The following is an 11,824-nucleotide window of genomic DNA, read 5'->3' as shown; positions in this document are numbered from 1 at the left end:
TCATGCTCAATCGAAGCGCAGCGAGACGCCGGTGACGAACAGCGTGTCGTTCTTCTTCAGGCCGTCGCCGGGCTGGCTGTCGTAGCGGTGGGACAGCGTCGCGGTCAGGGCCAGCTGCTTGGTCATCGCCACCGACAGGCCCGCGTCGAACACCGTGCGAACCCCGTCGCCCTGGCTGACGCTCGGGTAGATCGTGAGCTTCTGCTTGAACGACGTGGTGTCGCTGAGCTTGTTGTTCGACTCCTCGGCCAGCAGCAGCTCGGCGTGATCGTAGCGGCTGCGCAGCTCGTCGTGGACGACCTGCGGCGCACGGTAGCGATCCCAGGTGTAGGCCAGGCCGGCGGAGACGTCGAAGGTCTGGTCGGGCCTCTTCACGACGTGATAGCCCACGCCGGTGCTGGGCGTGACGCGCGACGAGATGTCGCTCGGGATGTCGCGCACGAGATCGAGTTGGCCGAAGCCGTACCACGTCGGGGTGATGTCCTGGTTGTACAGGCCGGTGAACGTCTGCCGGTCGGCCGTGGTCGCACCGGCGCTGCGCGCGTACTGCCCGGCGGCGTTGAATTCCCACTTGTCGGATGTCGTCAGCTTGATGACGTCGGCGCCCACCGAGGCGCTCTTGGCGTCGGAGTTGCCGTTGGCGACGCTGGCACCGGCGGTGAACAGCGAGCGCCACTGGCCGTCGGGCTTCTGGGTGACCTGGGCGTGCGCCAGCAGCGGCGAAATGGCGGCCGCGCACAGGGCGGCGCGGCGGGCGGGAAAGCGTGACTTCACGAGGCGACTCCGAAGGGGAAACGCGCGGCGCGGCAGTTGGCGCGCCCAGCGCGGTGTCGTGCGGTGTCAGGTGCAGGCGGATGTTTCAGGCCGGCGTCGGCAGGATGGCCAGCGCACGCCGCGGGACGGGGATTTCTGCCCGGAAATGCAAAAGCCGCCCGGAGGCGGCTTTCTTCGACCAGGAAAACGCGGCGGCGCCGCGGCTTCCATCCGATCAGCGCAGCTTGATTTCCTTGTACAGGACGTGCTTGCGCGCCTTCGGATCGAACTTCATGAATTCGAGCTTTTCAGGCGTCGTCTTCTTGTTCTTGTTCGTGGTGTAGAAGTGACCCGTACCCGCGGTCGACTCCAGCTTGATCTTTTCGCGTCCACCCTTGGCTGCCATGGTGTATCTCTCCAGTGATGATTAAAGAGCGCCCTTGGCGCGCAGGTCGGCGAGGACGGCGTCGATGCCGTTCTTGTCGATCAGACGCAGCGCGGCCGTCGAAATACGCAGGCGGATGAAGCGGTTCTCGCTCTCGACCCAGATGCGGCGGCTCTGCAGGTTCGGCAGGAAGCGGCGCTTCGTACGGTTGTTGGCGTGGGAAACATTGTTTCCCGTCATCGGGTGCTTACCCGTCACTTGACAGACACGAGCCATGAAGCTCTCCTCAATTGGAACGAAGCGCAACAACGCACTTCGGCTGGAGAGCATGCACTTACGCCAATAGGGCGGCATGACTCCAAGGGAACCCGGGATTCTACGCTGAAAATCCCGGGAGCGCCAAGATTTCGCGTTTCAGCTCAGCGATTCCAGGTAGCGCTGCGCATCCAGCGCCGCCATGCAGCCCGTGCCGGCCGAGGTGATCGCCTGGCGGTAGACGTGATCCTGCACGTCGCCGGCGGCGAAGATGCCGTCGACGCTGGTCATCGTCGCGAAGCCGTCCAGGCCGGTCTTCGTGCGGATGTAGCCGTCCTTCATGTCCAGCTGGCCCTCGAAGATCGTCGTGTTCGGGTGGTGGCCGATGGCGATGAAGCAGCCCTTGACCGCGATCTCCGCGGTGGCATCGCCCTCGACCGACCGCGTGCGCACGCCCGTGACGCCGGTCTGGTCGCCCAGCACCTCGTCGAGGGTCTGGTCCAGATGCAGCTGGATCTTGCCTTCCTGGGCCTTGTGCATCAGCTTGTCGATCATCACCGCCTCGGCGCGGAACTTGTTGCGGCGGTGGATCAGGTGAACCTTCTTGGCGATGTTGGACAGGTACAGCGCCTCCTCGACGGCCGTGTTGCCGCCGCCGACCACGCAGACTTCCTCGCCGCGATAGAAGAAGCCGTCGCAGGTGGCGCAGCCGCTGACGCCGCGGCCCATGAACGCCTCCTCGGAGGGCAGCCCCAGGTATTTGGCCGAGGCGCCGGTGGCCAGGATCAGCGCGTCGCAGGTGTAGGTGCCGGAATCGCCGACCAGCGTGAACGGGCGCTTGCTGAAGTCGACCTTGTTGATGTGGTCGAACACGATCCTTGTATCGAAACGTTCGGCGTGCGCGAGGAAACGCGCCATCAGGTCGGGGCCCTGCACGCCGGCGACGTCCGCCGGCCAGTTGTCCACCTCGGTGGTGGTCATCAGCTGCCCGCCCTGGGCCAGGCCGGTGATCAGCATCGGCTTGAGGTTGGCGCGGGCCGCATACAGAGCGGCGGTATACCCGGCCGGGCCGGAGCCCAGAATCAGCACCTGTGCGTGGTTGGAGGTGTTCTCAGAGTTACTCATTACGGGTGCGGGCTCGGAAATTGCGAAATGGACGGCACAATGTCACACGACAAACTGCATCCGTGATTGTAGGGATGCCGGCAGGTACCCGCCGCCGGCATGCGGTGCAGGGCTCATCGTCCCAAGGGATTTGCGAAAGGTTTTTGAATGTCGATGCTCTCGAATCTGGACCTGATCCGACGCGTTCCGCTGTTCTCGATGCTGACGACCGATCAGGCACGTGTGGTGGCGGATGGCGTCGTCAAGCGCCGCTTCCGGCGCGGCGAGCTGGTCGTCGAGCAGGGCAAGAAGAGCAATGCGCTCTTCATCCTGCTCAGTGGCCGGGCGCGCGTCACCACCTCCGATCCCCGCGGTCGCGAAGTGATCCTGGCGGTGCTCAATGCCGGCGACTACGTCGGCGAGATGAGCCTGATCGACAACGAACCCCACTCCGCCACGGTGCGCTGCGAGCTGCAGTGCGACGTGCTGATCCTGGGCCGCGCCGAGTTCGCGCGCTGCCTGCCCGAGAATTCGAGCCTGTCGTACGCGATCATGCGCGGCCTGGTCACGCGCCTGCGCAGCGCCGACCGCCAGATCGAATCGCTCGCGCTGCTCGATGTCTACGGCCGCGTCGCCCGCACGCTGCTGGACATGGCCGAGGACGTCGAAGGCGAGAAGGTCATCAAGTCCAAGGTCTCGCGCCAGGACATGGCCAAGATCGTCGGCGCGTCGCGCGAGATGGTCAGCCGCGTGATGAAGGATCTGGAAGAACGCGGCATCATCGAGACCCAGGAAGACGGATCGCTGAAGATCCAGAACCGAAAGAGTTGACCGGCCTTGGCGCCGGGAAAGTGATCTGATTTGAGTCTCGCACTTCCGAAGTTCTCGGCGTTCTCGCGCACGACCACCGAAGCCGCACCGCCCGTGCCGCGCTCGGTGTGGAAGCAACGCATCGCGGCCCTGGTCGGCGTCGTCGTCTGGGCCGCGATCGCGCTGTCGCTCGCCACGCATCACCTGAGCGACCCGGGTTTCACGACCTCCGGCGACGGCGGCCCGGTGCTGAACCTGCTCGGCCGTCCGGGCGCGATGCTGTCGGACATCCTGCTGCTGGCGCTCGGCGCATCGGTGTCGTGGCTGCCGCTGGTCGGCCTGCTGCAGGCCTTGCGCAACCTCGCGCGCGGGTCGCGCGCGCTCGCGGGCGTCGACGACGACGTCCCCGAGCCGCGCTGGCCGCGCCTGCGCTTCTGGGCCGGCCTCGTCGCCCTGCTGTGCGCCAGCACGGCGCTCGAATGGACGCGGCTCTACACGCGCGAGGCCAGCATGCCCGGCGGCCACTCGGGCGGCATCCTCGGCTATTTCCTGGGCCCGCTGTCGATGCACTGGCTGGGCTTCGTCGGCTCGGGGGTGCTGTGGATCGCGCTGCTCACGCTGGGCATGTCCGGGGCGCTGCGCTTCTCGTGGGTGCGCCTGGCCGACGGCATCGGCGGCTGGATCGACGGCCGGCGCGTGCACCGCGCGGTCGCGCGCGAGCGCGCCGAGGACGAACGCATCGGCGAGATGGCGCTGCGCGAACGCGAGCAGCAGGCCGACGAGATCCGCATCGAGGACGTGCTGCACGCGCCCATCGTGATCGAGCCCGAGATCGTGCAGGTGGTCGAGTCCAAGCGCGTCGCGCGCGAGCGCCAGAAGCCGCTGTTCGTCGAGCTGCACGACAACAAGCTGCCGCAGGTCGACCTGCTCGACGCCGCGCCCACGCGCATCGAGCAGACGGTCACGCCCGAGTCGCTGGAGATGACCAGCCGCATGATCGAGAAGAAGCTGGGCGACTTCGGCGTCGAGGTGCGCGTGGTCGCCGCCGCGCCGGGCCCGGTCATCACACGCTACGAGATCGAGCCGGCCACCGGCGTCAAGGGCTCGCAGATCGTCAACCTCGCCAAGGATCTGGCGCGTTCGCTGAGTCTCGTCAGCATCCGCGTGGTGGAGACGATCCCCGGCAAGACGACGATGGCGCTGGAGCTGCCCAACGCGCGGCGCCAGATGATCAAGCTGTCGGAGATCCTCGGCTCCAACGTCTACAACGAGGCCGGCTCGATGCTGACCATCGCGCTGGGCAAGGACATCGTCGGCAACCCGGTCGTGGCCGACCTCGCGAAGATGCCGCACTGCCTCGTGGCCGGCACCACCGGCTCGGGCAAGTCAGTGGGCATCAACGCGATGATCCTGTCGCTGCTGTACAAGGCCGAGGGCAAGGACGTCCGCCTGATCCTGATCGACCCGAAGATGCTCGAGATGAGCGTCTACGAGGACATCCCGCACCTGCTGTGCCCCGTCGTCACCGACATGAAGCAGGCCGGCAACGCGCTCAGCTGGTGCGTCAACGAGATGGAGCGGCGCTACAAGCTCATGTCCAAGATGGGCGTGCGCAACCTGGCCGGCTACAACAAGAAGATCGACGATGCGAAGGAGCGCGGCGAGCTTCTTCCGAACCCGTTCAGCCTGACGCCCGAGTCGCCCGAGCCGCAGGAACGGCTGCCCTTCATCGTCGTCGTGATCGACGAGCTGGCCGACCTGATGATGGTGGTCGGCAAGAAGGTGGAAGAGCTGATCGCCCGCCTGGCGCAGAAGGCGCGCGCCGCGGGCATCCACCTGGTGCTCGCCACGCAGCGGCCCAGCGTCGACGTGATCACCGGCCTGATCAAGGCCAACATCCCGACGCGCCTGTCGTTCCAGGTGTCCAGCAAGATCGACAGCCGCACCATCCTCGACCAGATGGGCGCCGAGGCGCTGCTGGGCCAGGGCGACATGCTCTACCTGACGCCCGGCGGCGGCGTGCCGCAGCGCGTGCACGGCGCCTTCGTCAGCGACGACGAGGTGCATCGCGTGGTCGAGTACCTGAAGTCGCAGGCGCCCGCGAACTACATCGAGGGCATCCTCGAGGGCGGCGTGATGGACGAGGATCTCGCGGCCGGCGAGGGCGGCGGGTCAGCCGATGCGGAGGCTGATCCGTTGTATGACCAGGCGGTGGCGGTGGTGCTGCAGAACAAGCGGGCGTCGATCTCGCTGGTGCAGCGCCACCTGCGCATCGGCTACAACCGCGCGGCGCGGCTGCTCGAGCAGATGGAGCAGTCGGGGCTGGTGTCCAGCATGTCGGGCAGCGGCAACCGCGAGATCCTGGTTCCCAAACGAGACGAATGACGATGACCGCATTTCCGAAGTCCCTGCGTGCCGTGACCGTGGCGGCGCTCTCGCTGGCCTGCATTGCCGCACATGCCACCGCCACCGACGAGCTGCGCGACTTCGTCAGGAACGTGAAGTCCGGCAAATCGACGTTCACGCAGACCGTGCTGTCGCCCAACGGCAAGCAGAAGGTGTCCAACGGCAGCTTCGCGTTCGAGCGTCCCAACCGCTTCCGCTTCGTCTACGAGAAGCCGTATGCGCAGACGGTCGTCGGCGACGGCACCAAGGTGTGGATCTACGACCCCGACCTGAACCAGGCCTCGTCGCGCAAGACCGGCGACGCGCTGGCCAACACGCCGGCCGCGCTGATCGTGTCCAACGACATCGATAGGGTCTTCACGCTGGCCGACCAGCCGTCGAAGGACGGCCTCGACTGGGTGCTCGCCACGCCGAAGCAGGCCGAGGGCACGGTGCGCGCCCTGAAGGTGGGCTTCCGCAACCACGCGCTGGCGCAACTCGAGATCGACGACAGCTTCGGCCAGAAGTCGATGATCGTGTTCAGCGCGTTCGAGGCGAATGCGAAGCTGCCGGCGGACACGTTCGTCTTCGTGCCGCCGAAGGGGGCGGACGTCGCGGAGCAATAGGCTCGCGCCGCCCAAGAAAACGGCCGCGGCGGTTGCCCGCAGCGGCCTTCGAACCCTTCGAGGAAATTGTCCGGAGTCCAGGCGCGGTGAGGACGCGCCGTTCCTTCGCCCCGGATCAGCACGTCAGTGCATCATCGGTTCGTCCATGAGGCCCATGTCGGGGGCGGTCATCATCTGTTCGATGTCCATCAGGATCAGCATGCGCTCGGCATCGCCGCTCTTGATCGTGCCCAGGCCGGTAATGTAGGCCGCCTCGATGGCGCCGTTGAATTCCGGGGCCGGCTTGATGGCGTCGCCGCCGAGCTCGAGCACGTCCGACACCGAGTCCACCACCATGCCGACCGTGCGGCTGGCGATGTTCAGGATGATGACGACGGTGAAGCTGTTGTACTGGACGTCCGACAGGCCGAAGCGCAGGCGCATGTCGACGATCGGCACGATCACGCCGCGCAGGTTGACGACGCCCTTGATGAAGTGGGCAGCGTTGGCGATGCGGGTCGGGTTCTCGTAGCCGCGGATCTCCTGCACCTTCAGGATGTCGATGCCGTATTCCTCGGCGCCGAGCTTGAAGGACAGGTATTCGCGCGGCGCGCCGTGCACGGCCGAGGAGGCCGCTTGCGCGACGTTGCGGTTTTCGGTGGCGTTGATGGCGCTCATGGGCGGAATGGCTCCTGGCTACGGGACTTGTCTCTAGACCCAGGCAGGCAGCCGGGTCGCGTCGATGCCATGCAGTGTGAAGCCGCCGCGGCCCGCCGAATGCCCGAAAAGACCGCCGCGACCCCGCCAATTCAGGAATAGCACACGCTCCGCAGCGCCGCGTGCGGCCGAGCCGGGGCCCGCGGCCGCTGTAGGATCGACGACAAACCATGGCCGACCTCTTCTCCACCAAACCCGTGCCGCCGCTGGCCGAGCAGATGCGCCCGCAGACGCTGGACGACGTCGTCGGCCAGCGCCACCTGCTCGGGCCGGGCAAGCCGCTGCGGCTCGCGTTCGAGTCCCGCAAGCTGCATTCGTTCATCCTGTGGGGGCCGCCGGGGGTGGGCAAGACGACGCTGGGCCGGCTGGCGGCCAAGGTGACCAACAGCCACTTCATCGCGATCTCGGCGGTGCTGGCCGGCATCAAGGACATCCGCGCCGCCATCGACGACGCCCAGGAGGCGCTCGACCGCGAAGGTCGCTCCACGGTCGTCTTCGTCGACGAGATCCACTCGTTCAACAAGACGCAGCAGGACGCGCTGCTGCCGCACGTCGAGTCCGGCCTGCTGACGCTGATCGGCGGGACGACCGAGCACCCGGGCATGCAGGTGACCAACGCGCTGCTGTCGCGGGCGCAGGTCTACAACCTGCAGCCGCTGTCGCAGGACGACTTCAACGAGCTCTACGAACGCGCGCGCCAGCACCTGCCGGCGGTCACGGTCGACACGGACGCGCTCGCGCTGCTGGGCGGCTACGCCGACGGCGACGGGCGGCGCTTCCTGAACCTGCTGGAGCAGGTGAGCAACGCCGCGGCCGGCGCGGGCCTGGCCACCGTCGATGCGGCCTTCGCGGCCTCCGCGACCAGCCCGTCGCTGCGGCGCGCCGACAAGAGCGGCGATTCGTACTACGAGCAGATCTCGGCGTTCCACAAGTCCGTGCGCGGCTCGCAGCCCGACGCGGCGCTCTACTGGCTCGCCCGCATGATGGACGGCGGCGTCGACCCGCGCCAGGTCACCCGCCGCATGATCGCCATCGCCAGCGAGGACATCGGCAACGCCGACCCGCGCGCGTTGCAACTGGCCATGAATGCGGCCGAGGCCGTCGACCGCCTGGGCCTGCCCGAATGCGAGCTGGCGCTGGCGCAAGCCACCACGTACCTGGCGGCGGCGCCGAAGTCGAACGCGTCCTACCTGGCATGGAAGCAGGCCAAGGAGTTCGTCCGCACGGACGGCACGCGCGCCGTGCCGATCCATTTGCGCAACGCGCCCAGCAAGCTGATGAAGCAGATGGGCTACGGCAAGGAATATCGCTACGCGCACGACGAGCCGAACGCCTACGCCGCCGGGGAGAGCTGGTTTCCCGACGACGTCGAGCCCCAGCGCTGGTACCACCCGGCGCCGCGCGGCATGGAGATCAGGATCGGCGAGAAGCTGGCCGCGCTGCGCGCGCTGGACGACGACGCCAAGGAGTGAGGCGGGGGCACCTTGCCGGTGCCGGCGCACCGTCGCAAGGCGCGCCGTGGCGACCAGGCGTACGGGACGATGCGCGTGCATCGATACGCTGTTGCACGCCGTCGATACTTTCGCGACTCGCATCGCTTCAACTTGAAGACAGTGTCACCCCGGCCCCCGGCCGCGGCCACGAAGGGGCGGCGAGCAAATCTCGGCCGGATGGCGCGAATCGTCCCCCGCAACGAACAAAGCTCGCGCATCGACCCGGCGAATAGTGGCTCGTTCGGTTTCTCGCGGGTAAGTCCGTCCGCTCTCACGGCAGGGCGCTCCTAGAATCCGCCAACGCGCAGGGGTCTGAGACTTCTGTCATCGGCGTGCCACACGGCGCGCGGGTGGCCGGGTTCTTGCAACGCCTGCACGTGCCGCATGCGGGTATTGCCCGTGGCGGCCGGCTTCCAGCTTCCCGATGCTGGGGCCCAGGAGTTGCGCCCCATCGCGGTGGGGCGCGGCGTTCAAGACCAGGAGACCCCCTGATGGATATCTTTCTGCAGCAGATGATCAACGGGCTGGTGCTCGGGAGCATGTATGCGCTCGTGGCACTCGGCTACACGATGGTTTACGGCATCGTCAACCTGATCAACTTCGCCCACGGCGAGGTGTTGATGGTGGGCGCACTCACCAGCTGGTCGGTGACCGTCTGGCTGGGGCCGATGGGCATGCCCGGATGGCTGCTGCTGCTGATCGCGCTGCTGTGCGCAGTGGTCGTCTGCTCGGTGCTGAACTTCACCATCGAGAAGATCGCCTACCGGCCGCTGCGCAACGCGCCTCGCCTGGCGCCGCTGATCACCGCGATGGGCATGAGCCTGCTGCTGCAGACGCTGGCCATGATCATCTGGAAGCCGAACTACAAGATGTACCCGACGCTGCTGCCGCGCGATCCGATCTTCGTCGGCGGGGCCGTCACCAACTTCACGCAGATTGCCATCATCGTGGTCACCGCGATCACGCTGGGCGGCCTGATGTGGCTGGTCAACAAGACCCGGCTGGGCCGCGCGATGCGCGCCACCGCGGAGAACCCGCGCGTCGCCGCGCTGATGGGCGTGCGGCCGGACAACGTCATCTCCGCCACCTTCGTGATCGGCGCCGCGCTGGCCGCGCTGGCCGGCGTGATGTGGGCGTCCAACTACGGCTCGGTGCAGCACACGATGGGCTTCCTGCCCGGCCTGAAGGCCTTCACGGCGGCCGTCTTCGGCGGCATCGGCAACCTGGCCGGCGCGATGGTGGGCGGCATCCTGCTGGGCATCATCGAGTCGCTCGGCTCGGGCTACATCGGCGACGTCACCGGCGGCGTGCTGGGCTCCAACTACCAGGACATCTTCGCCTTCATCGTGCTGATCCTCGTGCTCACGCTGCGCCCGAAGGGCCTGCTCGGCGAACGCGTGGCCGATCGCGCCTGACCCCCGGAGAACCCACATGATGAAGAACAAGTTCGCCCTCTTCGTGGCCGGTGCGATCGCGCTGCTGATCCTGCCGCTGTTCGCGCAGTACTTCGGCAACGGCTGGGTCCGCATCCTCGACTCCGCGCTGCTGTACATGATGCTGGCCCTCGGCCTGAACATCGTCGTCGGCTACGCCGGCCTGCTGGACCTCGGCTACGTCGCGTTCTACGCGGTCGGCGCCTACATGTTCGGCCTGCTCGCCTCGCCGCACCTGACCGACACCTTCGACTGGTTCAAGAACACGTTCCAGCACGGGCTGCACGCCTCGGTCTGGCTCGTCATCCCGCTCGGGGCGCTGGTCGCGGGCACGTTCGGCGTGCTGCTGGGCGCACCCACGCTGCGGCTGCGCGGCGACTACCTGGCCATCGTCACGCTGGGCTTCGGCGAGATCATCCGCGTGTTCCTGAACAACCTCGACGCGCCGGTCAACATCACCAACGGCCCGAAGGGCATCGACACGATCGACTCGATCCACATCTTCGGGGCCGACCTGGGCAAGGACCACACGCTGTTCGGCATCGAGTTCCACTCGGTGACGATGTACTACTACCTGTTCATCGCGCTGGTGATCTTCGCGGTGCTGATCTGCTACCGCCTCGAGCGCTCGCGCATCGGCCGCGCGTGGATGGCGATCCGCGAGGACGAGATCGCTGCCAAGGCGATGGGCATCAACACGCGCAACCTCAAGCTGCTCGCGTTCGGCATGGGCGCCACGTTCGGCGGCGTCTCGGGCGTGATGTTCGGCGCGTTCCAGGGCTTCGTGTCGCCGGAGTCGTTCTCGCTGGCGGAGTCGGTGATGATCGTCGCGATGGTCGTGGTGGGCGGCATCGGCCACATCCCGGGCGTGCTGCTCGGCGCGCTGCTGCTGTCGGCGCTGCCGGAGGTGCTGCGCTACGTGGCCGGCCCGCTGCAGGAGGCCACGGGTGGCCGCCTCGACGCGTCGATCCTGCGCCAGCTGCTGATCGCGCTGGCGATGATCGGCGTGATGCTCTCGCGTCCGCGCGGCCTGTGGCCGTCGCCCGAGCACGGCAAGGCGGCGCCCGTGCCCGTTCCCGTCAAGTAAGAACAAGAGGGCATCACACATGAGCAACGCGGTTCTCCAGGTCAATGGCGTGTCCAAGCGCTTCGGCGGCCTCCAGGCGCTGTCGGACGTCGGCATCACGATCAACGCCGGCCAGGTCTACGGCCTGATCGGCCCCAACGGCGCCGGCAAGACCACCTTCTTCAACGTCATCACCGGCCTGTACACGCCCGACGCCGGCAGCTTCATGCTGGGCGGCGCGCCGTACCAGCCCACCGCGGTGCACGAGGTCGCCAAGACCGGCATCGCGCGAACGTTCCAGAACATCCGCCTGTTCGCCGAGATGACGGCCATCGAGAACGTGATGGTCGGACGCCACGTGCGCACCCACTCCGGCCTGATCGGCGCGGTGTTCCGCACGCCGAAGTTCAAGGCCGAGGAGGCCGCGATCCGCGCGCGCTCGCAGGAGCTGCTCGACTACGTCGGCATCGGCCGCTTCACCGACTACAAGGCGCGCACGCTGTCCTACGGCGACCAGCGCCGGCTCGAGATTGCACGCGCGCTGGCCACCGATCCGAAGCTGATCGCGCTCGACGAACCCGCCGCCGGCATGAACGCCACCGAAAAGGTCGTGCTGCGCGAGCTGATCGACCGCATCCGCAAGGACGGCCGCACCATCCTGCTGATCGAGCACGACGTCAAGCTGGTGATGGGCCTGTGCGACCGCGTGACGGTGCTGGACTACGGCAAGCAGATCGCCGAAGGCACGCCTGCCGAAGTGCAGGGCAACGAGAAGGTGATCGAGGCTTACCTCGGCGCCGGCCACAAGCCGCATTGAG

At 67.2% G+C, this 11,824-nt stretch carries 12 protein-coding genes; 7 read left to right on the top strand and 5 right to left on the bottom strand.

Annotation, left to right across the window (positions count from 1 at the left end):
* Positions 1 to 6: 6 nt before the first annotated feature.
* The 4 genes from LPC04_RS21570 to trxB form a co-directional block, all read right to left on the bottom strand.
* Complete coding sequence (locus tag LPC04_RS21570) at positions 7 to 774, bottom strand: DUF481 domain-containing protein (protein WP_275684354.1); 768 nt, start codon at positions 772 to 774, stop codon at positions 7 to 9.
* 214 nt (positions 775 to 988) lie between these two features.
* A complete protein-coding gene (rpmG, locus tag LPC04_RS21565; protein ID WP_275684353.1) occupies positions 989 to 1,159 on the bottom strand; it encodes a 50S ribosomal protein L33 in 171 nt (56 codons plus the stop codon).
* 21 nt (positions 1,160 to 1,180) lie between these two features.
* Positions 1,181 to 1,414, bottom strand: a complete 234-nt coding sequence (gene rpmB / locus LPC04_RS21560; protein WP_275684539.1) for a 50S ribosomal protein L28 — start codon at positions 1,412 to 1,414, stop codon at positions 1,181 to 1,183.
* Between the two features lie 138 nt (positions 1,415 to 1,552).
* Positions 1,553 to 2,518 (bottom strand): thioredoxin-disulfide reductase, encoded by a 966-nt coding sequence (trxB, locus tag LPC04_RS21555; protein WP_275684352.1) that lies wholly within the window; start codon positions 2,516 to 2,518, stop codon positions 1,553 to 1,555.
* A 147-nt stretch (positions 2,519 to 2,665) separates the two neighbouring features.
* Between trxB and LPC04_RS21550 the strand changes: the two genes are divergently transcribed.
* From LPC04_RS21550 to lolA, 3 genes are read left to right on the top strand one after another with little or no spacing between them, the layout of a single operon-like run.
* A complete protein-coding gene (locus tag LPC04_RS21550) occupies positions 2,666 to 3,328 on the top strand; it encodes a Crp/Fnr family transcriptional regulator (protein WP_275684351.1) in 663 nt (220 codons plus the stop codon).
* 30 nt (positions 3,329 to 3,358) lie between these two features.
* Entirely contained in the window at positions 3,359 to 5,692 is a 2,334-nt protein-coding gene (locus LPC04_RS21545; protein ID WP_420854752.1) for a DNA translocase FtsK, read from the top strand.
* Between the two features lie 2 nt (positions 5,693 to 5,694).
* The gene (gene lolA, locus LPC04_RS21540; protein WP_275684350.1) at positions 5,695 to 6,318 is read left to right on the top strand and encodes an outer membrane lipoprotein periplasmic chaperone LolA; all 624 of its coding nucleotides are present in this window, start codon (positions 5,695 to 5,697) and stop codon (positions 6,316 to 6,318) included.
* Between the two features lie 123 nt (positions 6,319 to 6,441).
* On the opposite strand, the gene LPC04_RS21535 is transcribed toward lolA, so the two are convergent.
* Positions 6,442 to 6,975 carry a chemotaxis protein CheW gene (locus LPC04_RS21535; protein ID WP_275684349.1) on the bottom strand — a complete coding sequence of 178 codons (534 nt, stop codon included), beginning with the start codon at positions 6,973 to 6,975 and terminating at the stop codon, positions 6,442 to 6,444.
* Positions 6,976 to 7,184: 209 nt separating this feature from the next.
* Between LPC04_RS21535 and LPC04_RS21530 the strand changes: the two genes are divergently transcribed.
* From LPC04_RS21530 to LPC04_RS21515, 4 genes are all read left to right on the top strand, one after another.
* On the top strand, positions 7,185 to 8,486 hold the full coding sequence (locus LPC04_RS21530; protein WP_275684348.1) for a replication-associated recombination protein A: 1,302 nt from the start codon (positions 7,185 to 7,187) through the stop codon (positions 8,484 to 8,486).
* 512 nt (positions 8,487 to 8,998) lie between these two features.
* Positions 8,999 to 9,922, top strand: coding sequence for a branched-chain amino acid ABC transporter permease (locus LPC04_RS21525; protein WP_275684347.1), 924 nt, complete (start codon positions 8,999 to 9,001; stop codon positions 9,920 to 9,922).
* Between the two features lie 19 nt (positions 9,923 to 9,941).
* Positions 9,942 to 11,027 (top strand): ABC transporter permease subunit, encoded by a 1,086-nt coding sequence (locus LPC04_RS21520; protein WP_275684537.1) that lies wholly within the window; start codon positions 9,942 to 9,944, stop codon positions 11,025 to 11,027.
* 19 nt (positions 11,028 to 11,046) lie between these two features.
* Positions 11,047 to 11,823 (top strand): ABC transporter ATP-binding protein, encoded by a 777-nt coding sequence (locus LPC04_RS21515; RefSeq protein ID WP_275684346.1) that lies wholly within the window; start codon positions 11,047 to 11,049, stop codon positions 11,821 to 11,823.
* Position 11,824 lies beyond the last annotated feature (1 nt).

This window comes from Scleromatobacter humisilvae (assembly GCF_023231945.1).
GTDB classification, from domain to species: Bacteria; Pseudomonadota; Gammaproteobacteria; order Burkholderiales; family Burkholderiaceae_C; genus Scleromatobacter; species Scleromatobacter humisilvae.
This window is presented reverse-complemented; position numbering and strand designations above follow the sequence as displayed.